We start from the raw sequence: 24083 nt of genomic DNA, 5'->3' as shown, positions 1-24083 counted from the left end.
CCGGCGCTTCGCCGCGTCAGAACGTGTTCTGCACCAGCTGGATGGTGAGCGTCTGCCCCGCCTTGATGTCATTGGGTTGAAGGCGGTTCCAGCGCAGAAGATCGTCTTTTTCGACCTTGAACTGCTTGGCGATCGAGACCAGCGTGTCGCCGCGGCGGATCGTGTATTGGGCGAGCTTTGCTGGTTTCCTGGCGGCTTGCCGGTTCTGCTCAACCAGGGCTTCGCCCTTCTTTCCAGGCTTTGCCTCGGCCTTCGCGTCGCTCTTGGCCAGGCTCTGGCGGCTCTCGGTGGCGGCCTTGCCTTGCCTGCTCTCGAGCTCGGCGACGTCGGTGCGATTCCTGGCAGGGGAGGCTGGCTTGCTGGCAGGCTCGGGCGCCGCGACAGCCAGTCGGGTTCCCGCGTTGATTTGGTCCACACGCAATCTGTTGACCTGCTTCAGTTCGCTCATACTCATGCCATAGCGCTGGGCGACACTGAACAGAGTCTCGCCCTTCGCCACGGTGTGCATGCGCGTGGCAGAGGCCGGCTCTGCACGGGGTGCGGCAGCTTTGTTGTCGACTTCAGCCAGCGTCGTGCGTTGGACGGCCGCCGTCGGCTTGCTACCTGCTTCGGGTGCGGCCACGGCCAGCCGCGTTCCCGCGTTGACCTGATCGGCGCGCAGCTTGTTGATCTGTTTCAGCTCGGCGAGCGTCATGTCATAGCGCTGGGCGATCACGCGCAGGGTTTCGCCCTTGGCGACAGTATGCGTGCGCGTGGTAGCCACTGTGGCCGGCTCGGTGCGTGCGGCAGTCTTGCTGTCGACCTCAGCCAGTGCGGTGCGTTGGCTGCTGGCTGGCGCCTTGCCGGCGGGGTCAGCGACCACGACGGTCAGCCGCAGGCCCGGGGCAAGACGGTCGGCGCGCAACTTGTTCATTTGTTTCAGTTCGGCGAGGGTCATGCCATAGCGCTGCGCCAGCCCGGGCAGGGTTTCCCCCTTCGCCACGGTGTGCGTGCGAGTCGTCACGACCGGCGTCGGCTCGACCTTCGGCAGGCGAGGCGCCGTTTCGGCGATGCGCTGCGTTTCGGCAGCGAGCGGCTGTTCAGGCAGCGCGGCCAGGTCGGCGACTTCCGCGCCTTCCTGTGCGGCAACCAGCAAGGTCTGTCCGGCGGAAACCCTGATCCGGCCATTGATGCCGTTGACCGCCCTGAGGTTCGCCAGCGTCATGCCGAAGCGCGGCGCGACCTCTTCGAGCTTCTCGCCGGCACGCAGCGTGTAGGGCTGCCAGGAGGAGAGAGGCTTCTCGCTTCCCTCGTGGGCCTCGAGGTTGCTGATGAAGGTATCCACCCGGTCAGCCGGGATTACCATCGGAGTTTCCGACTTGATCACCGGACGGTTGTGCGCCGGGTTCAGCGCCACGAATTCCTTCAACGGCATTCCGGCAAGCTCGGCCGCCAACTTGACGTCGATGTTCGCGGTGTTGGTAACGGTCGCAAAATACGGGCGGTTGGGGACGCCGCGAAGATTGAGGTTGGCGAGGATGTTCGGATTGCTGAAGATGTTTTTCAACGCCTGCAGCTTGGGTACGTACTGGCGCGTCTCCTCGGGCATCTTCAGGCTGAGGTAGTCGCACGGCAAGCCCTGGGCGGCGTTCTTGCTGATGGCTCGCCCGACAGCGCCCTCACCCCAGTTGTACGAGGCGAGCGCCAGATGCCAGTCGCCGTGCAGTTCATAGATGTACTGCAGGTATTCGAGTGCGGCAGCCGTCGAGGCGACGATGTCGCGTCGTCCGTCGGCCCACCAGTTCTGCTCGAGTTTGTACTGCTTGCCTGTCGCCGGAACGAACTGCCACAGGCCGGACGCATGACTGCGCGAGTACGCCGTCGGGTTGTAGGCGCTCTCGACCATCGGTAGCAGGGCCAGCTCCATCGGCATGCCGCGCTTCTCGATTTCTTCGACGATATGGTGCAGGTAGCGGCTGCTGCGCTCGACCATGCGGCGCAGCGACTCCGGGTGGTTCAGGTACCACTGCTGATGATGGAGGACCAGCGCGTTGTTGATGTTCGGCATCGCGAAGCCCTGGCGCAGGCGCTGGTACAGTTCCTCGGGTTCGGACGTGAGGTCGATCGGCTCGGGCAGCGCGCTGGGTGCAACGAGTTCGATGACCGGCAGAGCGCCGGCCGTGCCGATCTGCAGCGCCGGGTCGGCGGCGCTGCCCGACGCGCCGTTGCGACCGGGGGGCGGTTGCAGCAGCGGAGTAAAGCCTTGGCCAGTGGCTTCGTCAGAAGCAGCGGCACCGCAGGCAAGAGAAAAAGCAATTGCGAACGCGAGTCGTGGCGTCATTCGTAGTTCCTGTTCTCGTGGTCGGGCGGGCGCCAGTTCATCCCGATAGCGTGGGATCGCCTGGGCAGATGGTGCAGACTGGAAGCCGATGATTATAGAACAAACAGGCGAAGAAGGTGGGGGGCTTTCGCACGGCCAGCCGACGCCCGGCCAAGTGCGGGCGCGCACCGATGCGTGGAGCGGCTCCACCTTTGTCGCGCGAGGCCTGGCTGAGCCATGCGGAAAGCCGGCCCGGAAAACGCAAAGCCCAGTCGTTGACTGGGCTTTGCGCATGATCCTGGCGGAGTGGACGGGACTCGAACCCGCGACCCCCGGCGTGACAGGCCGGTATTCTAACCAACTGAACTACCACTCCTTGCTTCCGGGCCAGCGTGGATGAATCTTCTCGCGGCTGGAAAGGTGCGCATTATAGCGACTTTCGCCGGGCAAGCAAGAGGTATGTCGTGGCACGTTCGGCGGCGTATGTCATTGGATCGCGCCGACGAAGGCTTCGATCGCCGGCCTGGCCTCCTGGAGGTGGTGCAGGCAATCGTCCCATTGCTGCGGGCCGAGACCGAGCGTGTCGAGCAGGGCGCTCAGTTCGCTGTCGCCTGCCGTTGGCGTGTAATCGACGGCCTGCGCCGCGTAGGCCGCCTGATCGGCGAGTCCGATCAGGGCACAGAACGTGCGCTCGCTACCAGCGTCAAGCGGGTCGTGATGGTGAGCGATGGCGGCGACATAGCGCGCCGGCAGATCCCAGCGCTCGGCGACCATTTCGCCAACCTCCGCATGCGTGAACTCGAAGAGAGTGCGCTCGGCGTCGAGGCTGCTCATGGCGGATCCCCGCCGGAGCTCGAGTACGCGCTGGTAGGCGGGTTCCGCCTGGACGGCGAAGATCAGTTTGCCGATGTCGTGCAGGAGGCCGGCCATGAATGCTTCGTCGGGCAGACAGGGCAGCCGCGGGGCCAGGAAACGCGCCGCCGTTGCGGTGGCGATCGAGTGCTTCCAGAAGTCGACCAGGCTCAGCCGTTCGGTCCGGAACACGTCGAACGCGGCAACCGAGATGATCATCCCCTGCACGTTGGTGAAGCCAAGCACGCGTACGGCGTCGGCGATGGTGCTGACGCGGCGCGAGAAACCGAAGAACGCCGAGTTGGCGACACGCAGGAGCTTGGCCGAGAGCGCGAGGTCGTTGACGATCACGCGCTCCACTGCCCGGGCGTTGCTGCCGGCGTCCTGCATCACTCGCAGCGCCTGCAGGACGACCGCCGGCAGGGTGGGAACCTCGTAGAGGTCGATCGGCCGGAAACGCGCCACCGGCTCTGCCTCCAGCTTGTTGCCGCCGGAGGTGTCGCCCAGTTCGAGCAGGCCGGAGGACAGGCCGGGATGCATCAACTGAAAGACATGCACCGGATGCGGCAGATCGCGCAGGCGCAGCATACCGGTGTCGCGCAGGCTGGTGCCGGCGGGCAGGGTGGTGCGAAGCAGCGCCTCGGTGGCCGAACTGAGCAAGGTCTGGCCGCCGCGCGTCACCGCCAGCAGGCGGGCGCAGCGGTTGACCGTCGTGCCGAAGTAGTCGCCTTCGCAGAGGTACGCGGGGCCGGTATGCAGGGCGGCGCGCACGCGCAACGGCGCACGCGTCGGCCACTTCTCGGCACCCAGGCTGGTCTGGATCTGGCAGGCGGCACCGAGCGCGTCGGCGGCATCGTCGAAAGTGGCGCAGAACGCATCGCCGACGGTCTTGAAGACGCAGCCGCGGTGAGCTTCGATCGCGGCGAAGAGCAGTGCATTGTGGCGCTGCAAAGCGGTGCGCATCGCCTCGGACTCGCGCTCCCAAAGGCTGGTCGATCCTTCGATGTCGGTAAACAGGAAGGTGACCGTGATCAGCGACGCATCGCCCAGCGTCAGTTCCGCCTGTCCCATTCTCTCCCTCGCTCCGTGTACCCGGGGTTTCCCCGGCGCTGCTCGTCGATAGCCATGGCGGTGCCATGGTGATAAACTCGGGCGCCGGCCGCGGCAGTATCCGGGCTTCTGGCGCCTGCCGTCAATCGCTGTTCGATGTCGGTGGTGGGTGTCACGGTCGACGCACCGTTGCCGGGGTGTCGGACCAGAGGCCTCAAGTCTGCCCGGGCTTTGCCGTTATCCCAGATGGCTGCTGCCCGAGATGCCCTCCAAAAATATCAACAGGAATGCCATCATGCTCAAACTGTCGATCAGGCGACTGGTTGCCCTCTCGGCGTCGATTCTCTGCGCGCTGTTACTGCTCGGCAATCTCATCGTCTGGAACAGCAACGCCTCGCTCGCTGCCGCCGCGGAGGAAGCGTCGCGCGTCGAACAGAGTATTCGGGCCTTCAAGGACACGCGCTTCCATGTCGTGCAGATCCAGCAGTTCCTGACCGACGCGGCGGTCGTCGGCGAAGCCGACTTCTCCCAGGCCACGGCGCAACGCGAGAAAGCCTTGTCGCAGTTGGAGCGCCTGGCCGGGCTGTGGCCCGCCAGGCAGGCTGCCATCAACGAGCTGAACGTGGCGGTCAAGCGCCTCTACGACACCGGCGAGCGCATGGTGAAAGCCTATGTCGGGCAGGGCCGCGAGGCCGGCAACGCGATCATGAGGGCTGACGATGGCTTCGACGCTGCCGCCGAGAAGGTGACGAAAGAGCTCGAGAGCCTCGCCGGCGAACTCGCGATAGTGGGCGAAAGGAGTGACGCCGCGCAGCAGCAGACGCGCACCTGGATGTTGCGCTCCAGCCTTGGCGTCGGCGCCCTGGCGCTGGTTTTCGTGGTTCTGTCGCATCTGTGGTTGTTGCGGATTCTGATGAAGCTCCTCGGCGGCGAACCGGCCTATGCGGGAGAGATGGCTGCGCAGATCGCCGCGGGCGACCTGACGCAGGGTTTGCAGGTCAGGCCAAACGACCAGAGCAGCCTGCTTGCCAGTATCGGCGGCATGCAGCAAAGCCTGCGGGCGACGGTGGCCTCGATTCGCGAGAACTCGCATGCCGTTCTGACTGCTGCCGAGAGCCTGAACAGCCAGGCTCGCGTCGTCGTCGACAGCTCGCAGACCCAGAGCGACACGGCGACCTCGATGTCGGCGTCGGTCGAAGAGATGGCGGTGAGCATCACCCAGGTGGCGGACTACGCGCGCAAGGTCAGCGCCCACACCACCGAGGCGGGCAGGCTGGCGGACAATGGCGGCAGGGAAGTGCATGCGGTCACCGAAGAAATCGGCCGCGTGGCGGCTTCCGTGAATGTGGCGAGCCGGGTCATCGGTGCGCTGGGTGAGGAGTCCCGGCGCATCACCGCGATCGTCGACACGATTCGGGAAATCGCCGAACAGACCAATCTCCTGGCGCTCAACGCCGCGATCGAGGCGGCGCGAGCCGGCGAGCAGGGGCGCGGCTTCGCGGTGGTTGCCGACGAAGTCCGCAAGCTTGCCGAGCGCACCGCCAACTCCACGCGGGAAATCTCGCAGATGATCGAAGCCATCGGCAGTCGCTCGGCGGAGGCGGTGCAGGGTATGGAGCAAAGCCTGACCGCGGTTGGCCAGAGCGTGACGCAAGCCGAGAAGGCGTATGCGGCCATGTCGCTGGTGCGCGAGAACCTCGGCGGCGTCGCGGGTGAGGTCAGCGAGATCACCCTGGCAGTCGAGGAGCAGCGCGCTGCGAGCACGACGATCGCCCAGAACGTCGAACAGGTGGCACAAATGGCCGACCAGAACCGCCATGCGCTGGCGGCAATTGCCGCCGACGTGCGCAGCCTGGAGCAACTCTCCAGGAGCCTCGACAACGTCACGAGCCGGTTCCGCGTCTGATCTGGTCACCCGGCCTCGCGTCGGCGACATCGGCCAGTGCTGCCAGGCGCTGGCCGCCAGATCGACTCAGGGATCGATGCGCGTTCCCAGCACCTGCAGGAATTTTGCCAGCCAGGCAGGGTGTGCCGGCCAGGCGGGTGCGGTGACCAGATTGCCGTCCGTATGTGCCTGGTCGACCCGAATCTCCGCATAGGTGCCGCCGGCTGCCCGGACCTCGGGAGCACACTCTTGGCTGCCATGAGGGTCTCCTTGGTTGGGTGGCGACCGGAGGATCAGGCGAACGCGAGACCCATGGCGCGGCCGATGGCGCGCCAACCGAACACGGGAACGCCCTTGCGCGGCTGGTCAGCGTCCCCGCCGTAAATGAGCAGGCGACGCGGCGAGCCAGCCAGGGCGGCAAAACGTTCCGGCGGCGCGAACCAGTCTCCCGCGACGGTGCGCCCGGACTTGCATTCGATGGCAGCGACGACTTCCTCGCCGCGCGTGATCAGCAGATCGACCTCGTTGCCGGCTGAATAGCGCCAGAAGTGAAGCTCCTCCGGGCGCAGCCCGTTGCGCCGACGCTTGAGGAATGCGCTCACCACCCAGGTTTCGAAGAGCGGCCCGCGCAGGCTGCCGACCACCAACTCCGGGGCGCTGCGCACACCTGCTAGCCAGGCGGCCAGACCCGGATCGAGGAGGTAAAGTTTTAGCGTCTTGCTCAGACGCTTGCCGAAATTTCGATGAAAGGGTGTGAGCCGCGTCGCGATGTAGCTCGCTGCCAGCACGCCGATCCAGGCATGGGCGGTGTTGTGCGTGATGCCGCAGTCGGCGGCTAGCGCGGAGAGGTTGAGCAGTTGGCCACTGCGCGCGCCGCACATGAGCACGACGCGGTGAAAGTGGTCGAGGTCACGCTGGGCTTCGTCAATCACGGCGCCGTCGGGTTACTGGGCGAGAAAGCCACGCGCGTCGGCGGTGGCGAGTGCGCGCACGTCGGCGTCGTCGAGGCTGGCGTAAGGTTTCTGCGGAAACATCGCACGCGCCAGCGTGGTCCCGCCGGACTGACGCGGCCCGGTAATGGCGACGATGGGATGGTAGCCGGCCAGTTCGATGAGGCGCCGCGTCGCAGGACGGGGAATCATGCGCTCAGCTTAGATGGGGGTGTTTGCAGATTGTCAAATCAATTGACAATCTGCAAACAGGCGCGTCTCGCCCAGTCCAAGCCGTGACGCTCACTCTTACAAACAGGCGTACCTCACAACGCGTAGATGGGCGCGATCTTCTGTTTGTCGATCGTCTTGCGGAAACGCTTGAACGGTTCGCCGCCGAGTTGAACGATGAACACGTGCATCGGCCATTCGAGTGCGGCGAGGCGCTTGACGACGGCCGGCCCCTTGTTGCCGAGCGTGAAACGCGCGGTTTCGATGCAGATCACGTAGTCGTGGCAGGCCGGATTACTCGTCAGGATGCGGCGCAGCAGGTAGGCGCGACGGATGTGCGTGGCGTTGCCCGCTACGATGTGGCGCACGATGTCGAGCCGATCTTCGGGCAGGTCGTGCGGCGCCAGCGTGGCGTCGGCCGGCAGTTGCGACAACTCGGCGTTCACCGTGTTCTCGTAGGTCGAACGTTCCATCCAGCGCTTCTGCCAGGCCTCAGCCTGTGCGGCGTCGCCGTCGGTGCCACGGCGGCGATAGAACTGCCAGGCGATGTCGCAGCCAGGGAGGGTAGCCGAGGGGTCGGCGGCGATTACACGTTCGAGGTCGCCGATGCCGGCTTCGTCGCCGCGATCGAGGCGCAGGCGGCCGCGCCGGAACAGCGCCGGCAGGTGCGCGGGCGCCGCCGCGAGCAAGCCTTCGAGGAGCGGCATCAAGTCGCGGTCGGGGTCGGTCTCCTCGACCGCGCAGAGGTAGTCCCAGCGTTCATCGTCGCTGAGTTCAGTCCGTGTCGCCAAATCGGCAACGCGCGCCGCCTGTCGCCGCAGGTGCTCGTGGCGTTCCTTCCACTGATCGGCGACTTCGTCGCGCCAGCGCCGGTCGAACTCGGCCGACAGCGCCGGCAACTGCGTTCCGAACCAGGACTCGGCGGCCGAGACGGCGGGCGGCGCCAGGCGCTCGGCGGCCTGCCCGTCGGCTGCGGCGCCGATGGCGGCGAGGCGGTCGACGAGCGCCGGGTGGGTGTCGAAGGGATCGGTTGCCTCGCGGCGTGCGGCATCCAGGTAGCGTTGTCGCGCGTCGGCGTCAAGCGCCTCGCGCTGGCTCTGCCGCCACATCAGCCCGCGGCCCGCGGGCGGCTCGGCCTCGGCCGCGATGCGGCGCTGGATGGCCGGCCAGAAGCCCTCCGACTCGTAGCGCGCCGCAATGCCGGTGCGCATCAGCGCGTCGGCCGCCGCTCCGGCGCCGACGAGTTCGACCGAGGTGCGGTCGGCCAGGTATTCGTGCTGCCGCGCCAGCGCGAAGGTGTAGGCGTTGAAGCGCGGCGCGTACCAGCGGAAGAGTCGGGCGATCAGCCGCGAACCCCAGTCGTTCCATTGCTGCGACATCGCCTGCAGGCGGCCCCAGGCGTTGCGGAGGCGGTAGATGAAGGCGGCGAAGCGGCCATGGTGGCCAGCCAGGTGGCCGTATTCGTGCGCCACCACCGCCATCGCCTCGTCCTCGGAAAGTGCCTGCAGGAGGCGCAGGCCGAGGATCAAGGTATTTTCCTGCCAGCCCAGGAGGCCCAGGCGCGGACGCTGGACGATGGCGGCGTTGAGTTCGTCGGTGAGCAGCACGCGATGCACGCGAGGGCCGCCGGTCCGCTCGCGCATCGCGTCGAGGCGGGCGAACAATGCCGCCGCCTCGTCGCGCCGGATCGCGCGCCCCTCGGGCCGCGGAAAGCGCGCGAAGACCAGCGTCCAGGTGGTGCGCAACATCAACCAGACGGGGATCGCGAGGACGATGACGAGCTTGCCGAGTTTGGCGAAGAAGAGCAGGGCCTTGCCGCCGGTGAAGACGACCAGCAGCACGACGCCACCGATCAGCGCGACGTTGAGCATTGCCATGGCGATCACGAGGCCGAGGATGACGAAGCCCAGCGCGGCGATAGCGAAGACGCGCAGCACGTAGCCCTTGGGGTCGGCTTCGGCCAACCGTTCGACGCGGGCGACGAGCGCCTGGAATTGTTGCGCTTCCATTGCGGAATTCCGGGTCATGCGGGGCAATCATCGTAACCCACGCCCCCGGGGGCGACAAGAAAGGTGGCGAGGCGGTCGACGCGCGGCTGGAGCGCGCCGGGCGAAGGGCCGACCCGGTGGGCCTGGGCGCAGGCGCGCCGCGCCGGTCGGCGAAGACGGTGGCCAGTGGTCCCGGAGCACGCGCAGCGGCCGGTGGTCGGGGGTGAGCGGCGCGGGGAACGAGCGCGGTGGCGTGATGTCAGTTGTTGAGTGCCTGCGCGCCGCGCGTGCCTGTGGGGAGACCTTCGATGCTGTGTTCGCCGTTCAATACGCTGTCCCGCTTTACCCCTCCCGGTCAGCCGGAGGTCCTCTTCTATTCCTTGCCGGCGCTGGCGGCCGCCGATATCGCCGCCGTCGCCAGGCTGCCGGTGTCGCTGCGCATCGTCCTCGAAGCCCTGCTGCGGCACTGTGACGGTCAGCGTGTCAGCGAACGGCACGTCCTCGAACTCGCCGAGTGGCGGCCGCGGGCGCCGCGTAAGGACGAGATTCCTTTCGTCGTCGCGCGCGTCGTCCTGCAGGATTTCACCGGCGTGCCGCTGCTCTGCGATCTCGCGGCGATGCGACATGTGGCGCAGGCGCGCGGGCTGGACCCGCGACGCATCGAGCCGCTCGTGCCGGTCGACCTGGTCGTCGATCATTCGGTGCAGGTCGATTACTACGGCACGCCGCAAGCGCTGCAGCAGAACATGGCGCGCGAGTTCGAGCGAAACTTCGAGCGCTACCAGTTCATGAAGTGGGGCATGCAGGCTTTCGACACCTTCCGGGTCGTGCCGCCTGGCGTCGGTATCGTCCATCAGGTCAATCTCGAGCATCTGTTCAGCGGCGTGCGCCAGCAACAAACGGCCAGCGGCAGACTTTGCTATCCCGACACCCTGGTCGGCACCGACTCGCACACGACGATGATCAACGCCCTCGGCGTCGTCGGTTGGGGCGTCGGCGGCATCGAGGCCGAGGCGGCGATGCTTGGTCAGCCGGTGTACTTCCTGACGCCGGATGTCGTCGGCGTCGAACTCACCGGCCGCCTGCGCGAGGGAGTCACCGCCACCGATCTGGTATTGACGGTGACCGAGTTGCTGCGCCGCGAGAAAGTCGTCGGCACCTTTGTCGAGTACTTTGGCGACGGTGCGACGACGCTGTCGGTGACCGACCGCGCGACGCTCGCCAATATGGCCCCCGAGTACGGGGCGACGATGGGCTTCTTCCCGGTGGACGAGAAGACGGTCAGCTACATGCGCTCGACCGGCCGCAGCGAAGACGACTGCGTGCTGTTCGAGGCGTATTTTCGTGCCCAGGGAATGTTCGGCATCCCGCGCGCCGGCCAGATCGACTACTCGCGCAGCGTCCGCCTCGACCTGTCGAGCATCGTTCCCTCGCTGGCAGGGCCGAAGCGACCGCAGGACCGCATCGCCCTGCCCGAGATGGCGAGCCGCTTCAATGACCTGCTCAGCGCGCCCGAGTCGGCTGATGGTTTCGCTCGCCCGGCGGCGAGTCTGGCCGAGCGCTACGCTACCGGTCTGCCGGGAGTTGCTCTCGGGCATGGCGACGTGCTGATCGCGGCGATCACCTCGTGCACCAACACCAGCAATCCGGCGGTGATGATCGCGGCCGGTCTGCTCGCCAGCAAGGCGGTGGCCAGAGGCCTGCGGGTGCGACCGCACATCAAGACGTCGCTGGCTCCCGGCTCGCGCGTGGTGACCGATTATCTGCAGACGGCTGGTCTGCTGGCGCCGCTCGCCGAACTCGGCTTCGCGCTCGCCGGCTACGGCTGTACGACCTGCATCGGCAACGCCGGCGACCTCGATCCGGCGTTCAATCAGGCGATCGCCGACCACCAGTTGGTCGCGGCCGCGGTGCTCTCGGGGAATCGCAACTTCGAAGCCCGCATCCATCCCAATCTGCGCGCCAATTACCTGGCCTCGCCGCCGCTGGTGATTGCCTTTGCGATCGCCGGCCGCGTCAACATCGACCTCGACAGCGAGCCGCTCGGGGTCGGCAGCGACGGCCAGCCGGTCTACCTGCGCGACGTTTGGCCGACGTCCGAGGAAATCGACGCCGTCCTGCCGTTCGCGCTCGACCCGGAGACCTTCCGCCGCCGCTACGCCGACGTCACCGTCGACCAGGATCTGTGGAAAGCCATTCCCGCACCGGTCGGCGAGGCGTACGACTGGCCGCCATCGACCTATATCGCCCGGCCGCCGTTCTTCGAACTCGCCGAACAGGCCGCTGGGGACATTCGCGGCGCGCGCGCGCTGCTGCTGCTCGGCGACTCGGTGACGACCGATCACATCTCGCCGGCCGGTTCCTTCGGTGAAGCGACGCCGGCCGGCGCCTGGTTGAAGGAACAGGGGGTCGCGCGCGCCGACTTCAACTCCTACGGCGCGCGCCGCGGCCACCACGAGGTGATGATGCGCGGCACCTTCGCCAATGTGCGCATCCGCAACCTGATGTTGCCGGCAGATGCCGACGGGCGCCGCCCGGAAGGCGGCTATACGCTGCTCGACGGCCAGCAGACGACGGTCTTCGCCGCGGCGATGACCTACGTGCAGCGGGGAACGCCGACCATCGTCATCGCCGGCGAAGAGTACGGAACCGGCTCGTCGCGCGACTGGGCGGCCAAGGGAACGCGCCTGCTCGGGGTGCGTGCGGTGATCGCGCGCAGCTACGAACGCATCCACCGCGGCAACCTGGTCGGCATGGGTGTGCTGCCACTGCAGTTCATCGGTGACGACTCGGCGGTCTCGCTCGCGCTGCGCGGCGACGAGACCTTCGACATCCTTGGCCTCGGGCCCGGCATGCTGCCGATGCAGAAGCTCACCCTGGTGATCGAGCGGACGGACGGACAGCGTGTCGAGCGCCCGGTGCTGTGCAGAATCGACACGCCGATCGAAGTCAGGTATTACCGGGCGGGTGGCATCCTGCCGTTCGTTCTCGACGCGCTACTCGGGGATCGCACCTAGCGACCGAGGATTGCCGACAGGAATCGATCGGGACGAACTTGCCGTTGCGCCTTTCGATCCGTACCGCCACGGCGGCCAGCGCCATACCGCGCGAGGTGTGGGTACGCCTATGCCCGGCGGGCCATCCTTTCCTCAATGCGGACTTCCTGGCGATCATCGAGCGCCACGGCGCTGCCGCCGACGCCTGGGGTTGGGGGGCCAGGCATCTCGTGGCGAGCGACGAACTGGGTCGGGTCGTCGGCCTGCTACCGCTGTATGTCAAGAGCCATTCGCACGGCGACTTCATCTACGACTGGTCATGGGCAGCGGCGTATCGCCAGCTCGGCCGCGAGTACTACCCGAAATTGATGACCTGCCTGCCACACACACCGGTAGCCGGACCTCGCCTCCTCGTCGCCGATGGACCCGCGGCGGCCGGCATCCGGCAGGCTCTCGTCGACGGCGCGAGAACACTCGCCGATCGCCTGGGCACGTCGTCGTGGCATGTGGCGCTGCCGACCGAAAACGAAGCGACGCTGCTGCAAGGTGATGGTTTGCTGATCAGCCACGACGTGCAGTTTCACTGGATCGATCCGGGCTGCGGCGATTTCGACGGCTATCTGGCGACTTTCAGCGCCGCCAAGCGGCGCAAGGTGAAGGCCGAGCGGCGGCGCGTCGAGAGCAGCGGCCTGCGCCTTGAGACGCGGCATGGAGACGAGATCGACCCTGCCGAATGGCCGCTGCTGCACGCTCTCTACGCCGCCACCTTTGCCAAGTTCAACAATCACGCGGTTTTTTCCGCCGCCTGCTTCGCCGATCTGGCGGCCGCCCTGGGTCGCCGAATGGTCGCTTTCATTGCCCGCGATGGCGCCATTCCGGTCGCCGTCGCGCTTTGTTTCCGCAGCGACGACGTGCTCTACGGGCGTTACTGGGGCTGCCTCGGCAACTTCCACAGTCTGCATTTCGAGCTCTGTTTCTACCAGGGAATCGCCTATTGCCTGCGCCATGGCCTGCGTCGCTTCGAGCCCGGCGCCGGCGGCGAGCACAAGCTTGCGCGTGGCTTTACGCCGACCGCCGTGTGTTCTGCGCACTGGATTGGCGACGCGACGATGCGCGAACTGATCGGTCGCCATCTGCAGCTTCAGGGCGAGGCGGTTGCCGACTACCGGGTCGAAGTGGCCGAGCGCCTGCCGTTCCGGCGAGACTGTCTGCCACCGCCCGAAGGATAGATGAATGCAGACATCCTCGATGCGCTGGTGGCGAAGCTGTAGTCTGCTGCTGCTTCTCGGCGGATGCCAGGCTGAGCCACCACCGGACACGGCGCAACATTTCCGCGCCGAAGTGCAAGGGTTGCCGGTACACCTGGCGCTGGACGATTGCGAGGTGTTCCGGGTGCTGCCGGATGGGCGGCGGGAGCGAGTGCTGACGACGGATTTCTACCCGATGCTGAGCGTTTGCCAGCGGCAGGATGTCACTGCCGATTCCGACTACATCCGCGTCGAGCTCGGCCGTCAGGCGTTGGGCGCCGGCGGCTGCTGCGCTACCGGCGGCACCTGGCGGAGTCGGGATGGACGAGACTGGCAGCGACGCGTGCAGGGACGCTGGGTCGAAACCGGCGCCACCCCGCCATGAAAGGAGAGGGCATGCATGGCGTTGGCCGTTTCTGGCGTGTCTTCGGCGTTGTCGCTGGCCTGCTTGCACTGCCGTTCCAGGCAGGGGCCGATGACGCGGCGGCACTGGGTCGGGCGGGCGCGCTGCTGTGGGAAATGAGCGAATTGCACCACGAGTTCGGCGACCGTCACATCGCGCGTGGCGTAACTCCGGAGAAGGCGCGAAAGATGGCCGCGTCCACGGCTGGCAGCCTGGCCGACAAGCGCGACGAACTGGCTGAACTGCTGCCGCAACTGTCGCCCGACACGCGCTTCGCCGCCGATCTGGCGCGCTTTCTGCAGAAGTGGCCCGACCGCCAGACCTTCCTGGAGGATCTGCTGGTCTTCTACAACGGCGGCCAATCGGGCGTGGACATCACCTCACTGGCCATGCAGGTGTCGGATACGCGGCGCGGCTGGAAAACCCCGTTCCCGATGTTCCGGCCATGAAGCCGCGACGCCTCCTGTTTCGCGCTGCCGATCTGGCACTGAGCGCTAGGACCGCTCACGCCGGTCGCATCGCCTTCAGCTTCTGCTGATCGGCAAGTATCGCCAGCCATTCGCCGGCCTCGGTGAAAGCTCGCGACGAGCGTTCCGCCCTGCAGCGCACATAGGCGCCCTCGATGGACGTCAGAATCAATCCGGCAAACGATCGGGTGCGGACCGCATCGCCGAGATCGAGGTGTTCGCCGATCAAAGCCGCCCATTGCGAAAAGGCGTCGCCGAGAATGGTTTGAAGTTGCTGGAGATCCGCGTCGAGATCGAGAGTGACGGTGCCCACGGCACAACTCTGGCGGAAATCGCCCTCTTCGACGCGGCGGGCAAATGCCCTGAACAGGGCACTCACTTTGGCGCCCTCCTGGCGCTCGCTCGCCAACGCCTGATCGATGAAGGCCATCACCCGCTTGGAATAGACGGTGAGCGCTTCGCTCGCGATCTGAGCCTTGCCTTGCGGAAAGAAGTGATAGACCGACCCCTTTGGCGCACCGCTGACGCGGACGATCTCGTTGATTCCTGCGCCGGTCAAACCCGAGCCGCGCATCAGGCTGATTGCTGCCTCGAGCATTCTGTCGCGACTACCGAGCTGCGCTTTGCCATCCATCTTGACTTCCCAGCTAGACCAGTCTATATATTAGCGTACTTTCAACGAAAGGAGCCAGCCATGAACGATCAGACATCGGAGATTCGATCGCAGGTGAGCGAGGCAGAATGGCTGCAACGCGTTGACCTTGCGGCTTGCTATCGTCTCGTCGCCATGTTTGGCTGGGATGACTTGATCTTCACGCATGTCTCGGCACGCCTGCCAGGGTCGGAACATCATTTCCTGATCAACCCCTACGGTTTGATGTTCAGCGAGATCACCGCGTCCAGTCTCGTCAAGGTCAATCTTCAAGGGAACAAGGTGGTCGACAGCCCTTACGAAATCAATCCGGCGGGCTTCACCATTCACAGCGCCGTGCATGCCGCTCGCGAGGATGCAAACTGCGTTCTGCACGTGCACAGCATCAATGGCGTCGCGGTGTCTGCACAGCAGGATGGCGTGCTGCCCTTGTCGCAGCACTCGATTTTCGTGCTGTCGTCGCTGGCCTACCATGACTACGAGGGCGTCGCGCTACAGGAAGACGAAAAGCCGAGGCTGGTCGGCGACCTGGGAGAGAAGCGTTTTCTCATGTTGCGCAATCACGGCCTGTTGACGGTTGGCCGCTCGGTGGCCGAAGCCTTCGTGGCGATGTATTTCTTCGAGACCACCTGCATGATTCAGGTGCGTGCGATGAGCGGCGGGCAACCGCTTCGCCGCATCAGCCAACAGATCATCGACGGTGCTCCGACGCAATGGGAACAGGTGACGCGCGGCGCAGGCGGCGGCCTCGCCTGGCCAGCCTTGCTGCGCAAACTCGACCGAGCCGATTCCAGCTATCGAAGCTGACGGTACCGGGCGATTTAACGATGTAGTCGCGGCTACCGTCTGGAAAACCTGAGAGCTGTGCTGACAACGTTGATGGCTCGGTTGTACGGCTCGGCGAGAGAGTGCTCCCGCACCGATCCGATCGCCGAGTCGCTCGCAACGAGGCGTGCGAACTGGCTACTTGTCAGGCGATGGCGGCGCTTGCCGCCGCCTGCGTGAGGTCCAAACCGTTCGGCGGCAAGCAGGACTGACCAGACGTCTGGAGAACAGGCGCATCGTCGTGTTGGCGACGACAGAGAGTGGCCTGTGCTGGGGCGATCGGCACCGTCCTGTCAGGGTTGGCCGGAGAACTGTGTGGCGTCAATTGGCAGGATGATTCCCGGCAGCATACGCGAAGTCCAGATGTGTACGGCGGCTCTTAGATCGATCGCGTCATCCAATGATCCGCCCTTGACGCTGATGGTTTCAGCGGCACCAACACGCTGATGCCACAAGCGCGATCCACAGTGTGGACAGAAGGCGCATTCCAGTGCGTGCCCGCTGTCGGTTGGGCGAATCCAGAACTTTGGCGAGCCACGCGTTAGTCGCAAGCGCTCGCGCGCGACGAACACCGATATGCCGAATGCCGAGGCTGACTGCTTTCGGCATTCGCGGCAATGGCAGATAACGAGCTTGAGCGGGTCACCTGCCAATTCGTAGCGAATCGCTCCGCATTGGCAGCCACCCAGACGAAGAGTTTGCGGGATGCTATCGTTCATTTCGTCTCCTTCCCTGAGCAGGCAATCGGACTGTTTGCATCAATGATACTTTCCGGTTCGTTCCGTTCTCGGACGTTCAGTCCCGCTTCTTGGCCATAGCCCGCTCATCACGGCGCACTTCACTTCGCAGCCACGCTACGAATGCGTCACCGACGGCGCCACGGCCAGTCGCAGAAGGCGCCACAACAACGTGGAAGCTGCCCAGTGATGCCACGCCGTGCGTACCGAAGGGCGCGCAAAGCGTGCCGGCCTGCAGCTTGCTATTCAGATGTGGTCGCTTCCCGATCGCGACACCGCTACCGGCCATGGCCGCCTCGACGACTTGGTCGTAGTGAGAAAACCGTTGCCGCCCGGCAGGCTTGAATTTGGCAACCTTCACCGCGCTGAACCACTGCTCCCAGTCGTACCAGGGACGGCCATGTACAGTGGTCTCAAATTCAAGCAGTACATGCTGCGCGAGATCGGCAAAGGTTCGTAGCGGGCGAGCCGGGTCGCGCATGAGGGCCGGCGTGCAGACTGGAAAGGTGCTGTAGCCGACCAGCGGCCTGCCAGGGGGAGCGGCCCCGCCGGGACTTGCGTAGCGGATGGCGATGTCCATATGCGCCTGCACGAGATCAAGCACGTCGTTGCTGGCTACAATCCGAACGTCGATTGCGGGCTGCCGTTGCGTGAATCGTGGTAACCGGGGTACGAGCCAAAGCGAGGCCAGTGGAATCGTTGTCGTCACGGTCAATGATCGCTCAACGCCGGCGAGACGGTCCGTTGCTGCATCAATCAGCGCCAGCGCCTCGTCCACCGCTCGATACAGTTCCTCACCAGCCTGCGTAAGCTGCAACGTACGGTTCACGCGATGGAACAGCGGCTGGCCAAGCTGCTCTTCGAGTTTCTTGATCTCACGACTGACCGCCGACTGCGTCACGAACAACTCCGCCGCTGCCCTGGTAAAGCTCAGGTGACGAGCCGCTACCCAGAAGCCACGAACTAGATGCAGGGAGACTCTTGGCGTTGTGTTCATTCCGTAAACGCATGCGAGCTATGACAAAAGGTCGTTTGCGGTGTGCATGTGCATGGGCTGACAATTCTCCGTGAGATCGCGAGACCCGAGCGGCGTTCAAGGTGAACGAGCCGCCGTGGAACTGGAGGAGAGAGACATGAACGCACACCTGATCCCATTGCATCTTCAGATGGGCCTGATCGTCGGCGGGCTCGCCCTTGTTATTGCGCTGTCTGCAATTGCAGTCGACACCGTGCCGGAAACGGTAGTTCAGGTGAAGGTTCTTCCCGCCTACTATTCGCTGAACAAGCAGCGGCTCGGCGACGTGGTTGCATTGGAAGCCCTATTGGGGCCGGCCTACGACCGTGTAGTGCGTCTCGATAACTGCGGGCCAGGGACCACCCAGGCGCTTCTTGCTGCTGTCGCCGCGTTGCACGGAGTCCGTACCGCAGTCATCGAGATTCACACCCTGCCCGAAGGTGATCCGGAATGCTCCCGAACCAGGAAAGACCTCATTGATGAGGGCGGTGCCGGCGGTTCAGTGGAAGGTTCTGCATCCATGGGCACGGACGTTCTCGGGCGAATATTCATGCCTTGAGAACGAGGCGCAGAGCATGGCTTGCCCACCATGGCCGTTGCGCGGCGGCGCCTGGGCTCGATCGCTGGGGAAAATGCGCTAGTCGGAGGCGAGGACAGAGGAGGGCGCGAACCAACGACAAGTTTGCACTCCTTGGCCGTCATTCATCGACAACCTCTGGTGGGCAAGTGCCTTATAGGTGCTCCCTGGCGTAGTCTGCCGGCAAGCGGTCGCCTGGCAACCAGTTGCTTCGGTTGGCAGGCGAGCCCCATCAGAAGGCAGCGATGGCGGTCTGGGCGCGGCCGAGAATCAGCGCGTGGATGTCGTGTGTTCCCTCGTAGGTGTTCACCACCTCCAGGTTGAGCAGGTGCCTGATGACCCCGTATTCGTCGGCGATGCCGTTGCCACCGTGCATGTCGCGGGCAAGGCGGGCGATCTCGAGCGCCTTGCCGCAGCTGTTGCGCTTCATCAGCGACGTGATTTCCGGCGCCGCCTTGCCCTCGTCCTTGAGGCGGCCGAGGCGCAGGCAGCCTTGCAGGCCGAGCGTGATTTCGGTCTGCATGTCGGCCAGCTTCTTCTGGATGAGTTGGTTGGCGGCCAGCGGGCGGCCGAACTGCTGCCGATCGAGGACGTAGCGACGGGCGCGTAACCAGCAGTCCTCAGCGGCACCGAGGGCGCCCCAGGCGATGCCGTAGCGGGCAGCGTCGAGGCAGGCGAACGGCCCCTTGAGGCCGCTGGCGCCCGGCAGCTCGTTGTCCGCAGGGACAAAAACGTCGTCCATCACGATCTCGCCGGTGATCGAGGCGCGTAAACCCATCTTGCCGTGGATGATCGGCGTCGAGAGGCCGGGCATGCCCTTTTCTAGAAGGAAGCCGCGGATCCTGCCGGCGTCGTTCTTCGCCCAGACGACGAAAAGATCGGCGATTGGGCTGTTGCTGATCCAGGTCTTGGTGCCGGACAGGCGATAGCCCCCGTCCGCCGGATGTGCTCGAGCAAGCATTGAGCCGGGGTCGGAGCCGTGATTGGGCTCGGTCAGGCCGAAACAGCCGATCAACTCGCCGCGGGCAAGGCCGGGGAGGAATCGGCGCTTCTGGGCTTCGCTGCCGAAGACGAAAATCGGCAACATGACCAGCGAGGACTGAACGCTCATCATCGAGCGGTAGCCCGAGTCTACCCGTTCGATCTCGCGCGCAATGAGTCCGTAGCTGACATAGTTGAGGCCGGCGCCACCGTACTCGGTCGGGATGGTCGGACCGAGCAGGCCGATCTCGCCCATTTCCCGGAAGATCGCCGGGTCGCTCGTTTCCTGCCGGAAAGCCATCTGGACTCGCGGCGCCAGTTTGCCCTGGCAGTAGTTCCTGGCGGCGTCGCGGACCAGACGTTCGTCTTCGCTGAGTTGCTCTTCGAGCAGCAGCGGATCTTCCCAGCGAAATGCGGTCATCTACACCGAGAAGGAAGAGCCGCAGCCGCAGGTTGAAGACGCATTCGGGTTCTTGATCACGAACTGCGAGCCCTCGAGGCCCTCCGTGTAGTCGATCTCGGCGCCAACCAGATACTGGTAGCTCATCGGGTCGACCAGCAGGGTGACCCCGTTCTTTTGCAGGGCCGTGTCGTCGTCGTTGGCGACCTCGTCAAAGGTAAAACCGTACTGGAAACCCGAGCAGCCGCCACCCGTGACAAACACGCGCAGCTTCAAGTCCGGATTGCCTTCTTCCTCAATCAATTCCTTGACCTTGCCGGCCGCACTGTCGGTAAAGACAAAGGGCAAGGGCATTTCTGTCGCTGCATTCATTGCTGATTCCTCCTGAATCTGATGTCCGCGATTGCGCAAGCCGGCTGCGCTTGCTGGTGGCGAGTTTGCGTTTCAACGCCTTGGTGGCAGCACGATGAGCCGCGAGGTACTCAACCGGCACGCCCTGTGAGGCGGCGGTCCGACAATTCCCTGTCGCCCCGTCAGACCCCCGTACTCTCTGCGAGTTCCAGCGATCACCGGTCAGTGGACGTTTCCCGGTGTGATCGTGAACTGCGGGCCCTATTTTACCTTCACTGGCCTGCTTGCGTCCCAAACAGACGCCGCTCGGCCTCGCCCCAACCGGGTCGGCGGGCGACGTCCAGGTGCCGCGGCAGGCGCGCGACCGTCAGGGCAGCACCGGCAGTTGCCACAGGCCCTCGGTCTCCGGCAGCCCGAACATGAGGTTCATGTTCTGTATCGCCTGGCCGGCAGCCCCTTTCACCAGGTTGTCGATCACCGCCAGCACCACCAGTGTATTTCCCCCCTGCGGGCGGTGCACCGCAAGACGGCAGACGTTCGCCGCCCTTACCGAGCGCGTGTCCGGATGCGAGCCGGCTGGCAGGACATCGACGAAAGCCTCGCCCCCGTAGCGTTGCTCGAAGACTTCCTGAAAGTCGGCTTCCGTCTCGATGCGTGCGTAGAGAGTGGCATGGATGCCGCGGATCATGGGCGTCAAGTGCGGGACGAAGGTCAGGCCGACCGCTCGTCCGGCCATCGTCGACAGACCCTGCGCGATCTCCGGCAGATGCCGATGTCCGGGGACGCCATAGGCCTTGAAATTGTCGGAGGCCTCCGCGAAGAGCGTAGCAACCTCGGCCTTGCGGCCGGCACCGGAGACGCCTGACTTGGCGTCGGCAATCAGGTGGTCGACGTCGACGAGGCCGGCTTCGACCAGTGGCATGAAGCCCAGTTGCACCGCTGTCGGGTAACAACCCGGGTTGGCTACCAGACGGGCATTGCGGATGGCGGCCCGAGAGAGTTCAGGGAGCCCGTAAACCGCCTTTTCGATCCAGTCCGGACTGGCATGGCGCATGCCGTACCAGCGCTCCCATTCGGCAAGGTTCCTGATGCGGTAGTCGGCGGCCAGGTCGATCACTCGCACCCCCGCGTCAAGCAGGGCCGGTGCCTGTTCCATCGCCACGCCGTTCGGTGTGGCGAAGAAGACGAGATCGCAGCTCTGCAGGTTGGCACTGGCCGGATCCTCGAACTTCAACTCCACTCGCCGCCGCAGGCTCGGGAACATGCTCGCCACGGGAGTTCCGGCATCCCCACGCGAGGTGATCGCCACGATCTGCACCCCTGGATGCTGGGCAAGGAGCCGCAGCAATTCGACACCGGTGTAGCCGGTTCCGCCGACAATTCCCACTTTGATCATCCGAGCCTCCACGCTATCGTTCGATGATAGCTTCCACCTTCGGAAAACACAAAAGCCGCCCAGAGGCGGCTCCTGCAATGCGGCCGAAGCCGATCAGCGCTTGGAGAACTGCTTACGACGCCGTGCCTTGTGGAAGCCGACCTTCTTCCGTTCCACCTCACGCGCATCGCGAGTGACGAAACCGGCTTTCGACAGCGTTGGCTTCAGCGAAGCATCGTATTCGATGAGCGCCCGCGTGATCCCGTGCCGGACCGCACCAGCCTGCCCGGACTCCCCGCCGCCACCGACATTGACCATGATATCGAAGCCGGTCAACTGTTCCACGAGCTGCAGCGGCTGCCGGACGATCATGCGGCCCGTGACGCGGGTGAAGAACTCATCGACGGGCTTGCCGTTGACGACAAAATTGCCGCTCCCGCGCTTCATGAAAACGCGTGCTACAGCGCTCTTCCGCCGCCCGGTGCCATAGAAGTAATTATCAGCCATTGCGATCCCTTAGAGTTCCAGAACTTTCGGCTGCTGGGCAGCGTGCGGGTGCGTCGCCCCCGCGTAGCACTTCATCTTCTTGATCATGGCGTAACCCAGCGGGCCCTTGGGAAGCATGCCCTTCACGGCCTTTTCGAGGACGCGCCCTGGAAAACGCTGCTGCATCTTGGTGAAGTTGGTTTCATATATTCCGCCCGGGTAGCCCGAGTGGCGATAGTACTTCTTGTCTTCGGCCTTGTTGCCGGTGACGCGCAACTTCTCGACGTTGGTAACGACGATAAAATCGCCGGTATCTACGTGGGGAGTGAATTCGGGCTTGTGCTTGCCGCGCAGGCGACGAGCGATTTCGGTCGCCAAGCGACCCAGCACCTTGTCGGTCGCATCAACCACAAGCCACTCGCGCTTCACTTCGTGCGATTTGGCGGAGAAAGTCTTCATCAAAAGCGCCGTCCTTTTTTGCCTGATAACGGAAAGCCCAACATCTTATTGCACAGTCGCAACGCGTGTCAATCGGTGTTTGGGTCCTGCGCAGGTTACGGCGGTTCCCACCGTCCTCGCCAGGCGGCAGGTCAATCCGGTCCGGTTGCTGGTTCGGGCGGCACCGACCGGGCCGCGGCGAGGAGTCCGACCTGCATCGGCCAGGCGCCACCGGCTTCGTTACCGGCGCCAGATCATGAAGCGGCGGAAACGAGCCAACACGGAGTAAACTTGCCGGTGGCGGCTCGTCGGGAGTCGCAAGAGGCTTTCGGCGCGTCCGCAATTGTGGCGGAACGGGCCGTCGAACTCGATGCGTCGGCCGACGCGTCAGGGCAAGACGGGGGCCTGTCTTGTCGATGGCAGACTCCGGACGGGTCGTCTCCGGATCGATTTGCGCAACAACAAGCGCGCACGCGACGCGAGTCCACAACGCTTGGCGGGAACAGGGACGGCGATTCGATGAACGAAAGGTCGTGGGACAGGCTGCTCAGGTCGATCGAGGACGGTCTCGTGGTACCGGTTGTCGGTCGGCAGTTGTTCACTGGCCCCGGCGGCGGCGATGGGCTGCAGGCTCGGGTGGCGCGGCGCCTGCTCGAGTTTCACGGTCGCGACCCGGAGGCGGAACCGCTGCCTCTCTTCCGCGAACTGGACGACGCCGTCAGCCGGATCAAGCATGACTGCGACCTCCAGGATCTCTACGCGGATGTCCACGACATCATCGACGAGTTGACGGCCGAGGGCGAGGGCGCTGCCCCCGAGTCGATCCGCCAGATCGCGGCGATTTCCCACTTTCGGCTGTTGGTGACGCTGACGCCCGACGACCTGCTTGCCCGTTGTCTGCGGCGACGCTGCGCGGTGAACGAGATCGTCCACTCGCCATACCTGCCGACGAGCGAAGGTTCCGACCTGCCTGGCGACTGGCAAGCGCGCCAGGGCGAGGTCCAGTTGCTCTATGTGTTCGGCAAGTCCAGGCCGGCGCCGATGTTTGCCATCCACGCCGAGGACGTTCTCGAGTACGCCCACAACATCATGGCGCGCGGCGGGCATGTGCCGGTGCGGTTTCTCGGCGAACTGCAGCAGCGCAACCTGTTGCTGATCGGCTGCAGTCTTCCCGAGTGGCTGGTGCGATTCTTCCTGCGGCTGACCAACCAGCGCCGGCTGTCGGACACTCAGCGGCGGCGGGAATGGCTGATCGAGCCACTGCGTCCGGAAGGGGGGCTGGTACGATTCCTGAAGACGTTCAGCCAGGAAACCGAGATCCTTTCCGATATCTCGCCGCCCGAGTTCGTTGGGCAGTTGCATCGCCGGTGGCTGGAGCGACACGGCGGAGCCGAGCAGTCAGCGAACCCCGCCGCCGCGACTGCGCCCGTTTCGCCCAGTTGCATGTTCTTCATCAGCTATTGCCGATGGACCGATCTGCCGGCCGCCGAGATGTTCTTCGAATCGCTGCTGTCGGCAGGCGTGGCGCGCGAGGAGATCTGGTTCGACCGAACGGCGCTGGAGCCGGGGAACGACTTTCGTGACCGCATCCTCGAAGGAATCCGCACCTGTCGTTATTTCGTGCCACTGATTTCGCGTCCGGCCGATGCGCTCGAAGAGAAGTTCTTCCGCCGCGAATGGGGCGAGGCCGTCGATCGGAGCAAGGGGATCCAGGGCCGCACCTTCATCGTGCCGCTGATCGTTGATCGGGATTACCAGCCGCAAGCCTACGAACGCGTGCCGCGTGAATGGACGGACGGGCTGGATTTCGGGCATGCGCCGGTCGGGCAGCCCGACGAACGAACGGGCGGTCTGCTCAAGCGCCTGATTCGCGCCGAACGACAGCCGCGAGCCTGATCG

General features: G+C 65.0%; 19 protein-coding genes, 1 tRNA gene and 2 pseudogenes. 8 read left to right on the top strand and 14 right to left on the bottom strand.

Annotated features, from left to right (window positions below; translation table 11 throughout):
• Nucleotides 1-16: 16 nt before the first annotated feature.
• From CAP2UW1_RS23960 to CAP2UW1_RS15135, 3 genes are all read right to left on the bottom strand, one after another.
• Nucleotides 17-2320, bottom strand: coding sequence for a LysM peptidoglycan-binding domain-containing protein (locus CAP2UW1_RS23960; protein ID WP_015767495.1), 2304 nt, complete (start codon nt 2318-2320; stop codon nt 17-19).
• 278 nt (nt 2321-2598) lie between these two features.
• Nucleotides 2599-2675 (bottom strand) — tRNA-Asp (locus CAP2UW1_RS15140).
• A gap of 110 nt (nt 2676-2785) precedes the next feature.
• Nucleotides 2786-4222 (bottom strand): HDOD domain-containing protein, encoded by a 1437-nt coding sequence (locus CAP2UW1_RS15135; RefSeq protein ID WP_015767494.1) that lies wholly within the window; start codon nt 4220-4222, stop codon nt 2786-2788.
• Between the two features lie 274 nt (nt 4223-4496).
• On the opposite strand from CAP2UW1_RS15135, the gene CAP2UW1_RS15130 reads away from it, so the two are divergent.
• The gene (locus CAP2UW1_RS15130; RefSeq protein WP_015767493.1) at nt 4497-6107 is read left to right on the top strand and encodes a methyl-accepting chemotaxis protein; all 1611 of its coding nucleotides are present in this window, start codon (nt 4497-4499) and stop codon (nt 6105-6107) included.
• A 66-nt stretch (nt 6108-6173) separates the two neighbouring features.
• Here the strand turns inward: CAP2UW1_RS15130 and CAP2UW1_RS24595 are convergent.
• The 3 genes and pseudogenes from CAP2UW1_RS24595 to CAP2UW1_RS15120 all read right to left on the bottom strand — a co-directional run.
• Nucleotides 6174-6332: pseudogene (locus CAP2UW1_RS24595) on the bottom strand (protease); the annotation flags it as partial.
• Nucleotides 6333-6379: 47 nt separating this feature from the next.
• Nucleotides 6380-7228: pseudogene (locus CAP2UW1_RS15125) on the bottom strand (ATP-binding protein).
• A 113-nt stretch (nt 7229-7341) separates the two neighbouring features.
• The gene (locus CAP2UW1_RS15120; protein ID WP_015767492.1) at nt 7342-9255 is read right to left on the bottom strand and encodes a M48 family metallopeptidase; all 1914 of its coding nucleotides are present in this window, start codon (nt 9253-9255) and stop codon (nt 7342-7344) included.
• A 287-nt stretch (nt 9256-9542) separates the two neighbouring features.
• On the opposite strand from CAP2UW1_RS15120, the gene acnA reads away from it, so the two are divergent.
• The 4 genes from acnA to CAP2UW1_RS15100 are packed head-to-tail and all read left to right on the top strand — an operon-like array spanning nt 9543 to nt 14329.
• Nucleotides 9543-12251, top strand: coding sequence for an aconitate hydratase AcnA (acnA, locus tag CAP2UW1_RS15115; protein ID WP_015767491.1), 2709 nt, complete (start codon nt 9543-9545; stop codon nt 12249-12251).
• A gap of 44 nt (nt 12252-12295) precedes the next feature.
• Nucleotides 12296-13459 carry a GNAT family N-acetyltransferase gene (locus CAP2UW1_RS15110; RefSeq protein ID WP_199931481.1) on the top strand — a complete coding sequence of 388 codons (1164 nt, stop codon included), beginning with the start codon at nt 12296-12298 and terminating at the stop codon, nt 13457-13459.
• Nucleotides 13460-13463: 4 nt separating this feature from the next.
• Complete coding sequence (locus tag CAP2UW1_RS15105) at nt 13464-13862, top strand: hypothetical protein (protein WP_015767489.1); 399 nt, start codon at nt 13464-13466, stop codon at nt 13860-13862.
• Nucleotides 13863-13873: 11 nt separating this feature from the next.
• Complete coding sequence (locus CAP2UW1_RS15100; protein WP_015767488.1) at nt 13874-14329, top strand: hypothetical protein; 456 nt, start codon at nt 13874-13876, stop codon at nt 14327-14329.
• 55 nt (nt 14330-14384) lie between these two features.
• Here the strand turns inward: CAP2UW1_RS15100 and CAP2UW1_RS15095 are convergent, their stop codons facing one another.
• Nucleotides 14385-14981, bottom strand: a complete 597-nt coding sequence (locus CAP2UW1_RS15095) for a TetR/AcrR family transcriptional regulator (protein WP_015767487.1) — start codon at nt 14979-14981, stop codon at nt 14385-14387.
• A gap of 60 nt (nt 14982-15041) precedes the next feature.
• On the opposite strand from CAP2UW1_RS15095, the gene CAP2UW1_RS15090 reads away from it, so the two are divergent.
• Entirely contained in the window at nt 15042-15806 is a 765-nt protein-coding gene (locus CAP2UW1_RS15090) for a class II aldolase/adducin family protein (RefSeq protein WP_015767486.1), read from the top strand.
• Nucleotides 15807-16117: 311 nt separating this feature from the next.
• Here the strand turns inward: CAP2UW1_RS15090 and CAP2UW1_RS15085 are convergent, their stop codons facing one another.
• Nucleotides 16118-16543: a GFA family protein gene (locus CAP2UW1_RS15085; RefSeq protein ID WP_015767485.1), complete on the bottom strand. Its 426-nt coding sequence runs from the start codon at nt 16541-16543 to the stop codon at nt 16118-16120.
• Between the two features lie 76 nt (nt 16544-16619).
• On the bottom strand, nt 16620-17558 hold the full coding sequence (locus tag CAP2UW1_RS15080) for a LysR substrate-binding domain-containing protein (RefSeq protein ID WP_015767484.1): 939 nt from the start codon (nt 17556-17558) through the stop codon (nt 16620-16622).
• A 136-nt stretch (nt 17559-17694) separates the two neighbouring features.
• On the opposite strand from CAP2UW1_RS15080, the gene CAP2UW1_RS15075 reads away from it, so the two are divergent.
• Entirely contained in the window at nt 17695-18135 is a 441-nt protein-coding gene (locus tag CAP2UW1_RS15075) for a hypothetical protein (RefSeq protein WP_015767483.1), read from the top strand.
• A 250-nt stretch (nt 18136-18385) separates the two neighbouring features.
• Here the strand turns inward: CAP2UW1_RS15075 and CAP2UW1_RS15070 are convergent, their stop codons facing one another.
• The 5 genes from CAP2UW1_RS15070 to rplM form a co-directional block, all read right to left on the bottom strand.
• Nucleotides 18386-19555: an acyl-CoA dehydrogenase gene (locus CAP2UW1_RS15070; RefSeq protein WP_015767482.1), complete on the bottom strand. Its 1170-nt coding sequence runs from the start codon at nt 19553-19555 to the stop codon at nt 18386-18388.
• Entirely contained in the window at nt 19556-19906 is a 351-nt protein-coding gene (gene erpA / locus CAP2UW1_RS15065) for an iron-sulfur cluster insertion protein ErpA (protein ID WP_015767481.1), read from the bottom strand.
• A 346-nt stretch (nt 19907-20252) separates the two neighbouring features.
• Nucleotides 20253-21281, bottom strand: coding sequence for an N-acetyl-gamma-glutamyl-phosphate reductase (gene argC / locus CAP2UW1_RS15060; protein WP_015767480.1), 1029 nt, complete (start codon nt 21279-21281; stop codon nt 20253-20255).
• Nucleotides 21282-21374: 93 nt separating this feature from the next.
• Nucleotides 21375-21767, bottom strand: a complete 393-nt coding sequence (rpsI, locus tag CAP2UW1_RS15055; RefSeq protein ID WP_015767479.1) for a 30S ribosomal protein S9 — start codon at nt 21765-21767, stop codon at nt 21375-21377.
• A 9-nt stretch (nt 21768-21776) separates the two neighbouring features.
• Nucleotides 21777-22205 (bottom strand): 50S ribosomal protein L13, encoded by a 429-nt coding sequence (gene rplM, locus CAP2UW1_RS15050; RefSeq protein WP_015767478.1) that lies wholly within the window; start codon nt 22203-22205, stop codon nt 21777-21779.
• 498 nt (nt 22206-22703) lie between these two features.
• On the opposite strand from rplM, the gene CAP2UW1_RS15045 reads away from it, so the two are divergent.
• Nucleotides 22704-24080, top strand: coding sequence for a toll/interleukin-1 receptor domain-containing protein (locus tag CAP2UW1_RS15045; protein WP_015767477.1), 1377 nt, complete (start codon nt 22704-22706; stop codon nt 24078-24080).
• Nucleotides 24081-24083 lie beyond the last annotated feature (3 nt).

This window comes from Candidatus Accumulibacter phosphatis, from assembly GCF_000024165.1.
GTDB lineage: Bacteria > Pseudomonadota > Gammaproteobacteria > Burkholderiales > Rhodocyclaceae > Accumulibacter > Accumulibacter phosphatis.
Note: the sequence above shows the minus strand (reverse complement) of the source record. Positions and strands in the feature narration are given on the sequence as shown.

Coding starts and splice junctions, on each gene's coding strand:
- CAP2UW1_RS15130 (WP_015767493.1), top strand. CDS start 4,497: ATGCTCAAACTGTCGATCAGGCGACTGGTTGCCCTCTCGGCGTCGATT.
- CAP2UW1_RS15095 (WP_015767487.1), bottom strand. CDS start 14,981: ATGGATGGCAAAGCGCAGCTCGGTAGTCGCGACAGAATGCTCGAGGCA.
- CAP2UW1_RS15120 (WP_015767492.1), bottom strand. CDS start 9,255: ATGGAAGCGCAACAATTCCAGGCGCTCGTCGCCCGCGTCGAACGGTTG.
- CAP2UW1_RS15070 (WP_015767482.1), bottom strand. CDS start 19,555: ATGACCGCATTTCGCTGGGAAGATCCGCTGCTGCTCGAAGAGCAACTC.
- CAP2UW1_RS15100 (WP_015767488.1), top strand. CDS start 13,874: ATGCATGGCGTTGGCCGTTTCTGGCGTGTCTTCGGCGTTGTCGCTGGC.
- rpsI (WP_015767479.1), bottom strand. CDS start 21,767: ATGGCTGATAATTACTTCTATGGCACCGGGCGGCGGAAGAGCGCTGTA.
- CAP2UW1_RS23960 (WP_015767495.1), bottom strand. CDS start 2,320: ATGACGCCACGACTCGCGTTCGCAATTGCTTTTTCTCTTGCCTGCGGT.
- CAP2UW1_RS15080 (WP_015767484.1), bottom strand. CDS start 17,558: ATGAACACAACGCCAAGAGTCTCCCTGCATCTAGTTCGTGGCTTCTGG.
- erpA (WP_015767481.1), bottom strand. CDS start 19,906: ATGAATGCAGCGACAGAAATGCCCTTGCCCTTTGTCTTTACCGACAGT.
- CAP2UW1_RS15090 (WP_015767486.1), top strand. CDS start 15,042: ATGAACGATCAGACATCGGAGATTCGATCGCAGGTGAGCGAGGCAGAA.
- rplM (WP_015767478.1), bottom strand. CDS start 22,205: ATGAAGACTTTCTCCGCCAAATCGCACGAAGTGAAGCGCGAGTGGCTT.
- CAP2UW1_RS15045 (WP_015767477.1), top strand. CDS start 22,704: ATGAACGAAAGGTCGTGGGACAGGCTGCTCAGGTCGATCGAGGACGGT.
- CAP2UW1_RS15085 (WP_015767485.1), bottom strand. CDS start 16,543: ATGAACGATAGCATCCCGCAAACTCTTCGTCTGGGTGGCTGCCAATGC.
- CAP2UW1_RS15105 (WP_015767489.1), top strand. CDS start 13,464: ATGCAGACATCCTCGATGCGCTGGTGGCGAAGCTGTAGTCTGCTGCTG.
- CAP2UW1_RS15075 (WP_015767483.1), top strand. CDS start 17,695: ATGAACGCACACCTGATCCCATTGCATCTTCAGATGGGCCTGATCGTC.
- CAP2UW1_RS15135 (WP_015767494.1), bottom strand. CDS start 4,222: ATGGGACAGGCGGAACTGACGCTGGGCGATGCGTCGCTGATCACGGTC.
- argC (WP_015767480.1), bottom strand. CDS start 21,281: ATGATCAAAGTGGGAATTGTCGGCGGAACCGGCTACACCGGTGTCGAA.
- acnA (WP_015767491.1), top strand. CDS start 9,543: ATGCTGTGTTCGCCGTTCAATACGCTGTCCCGCTTTACCCCTCCCGGT.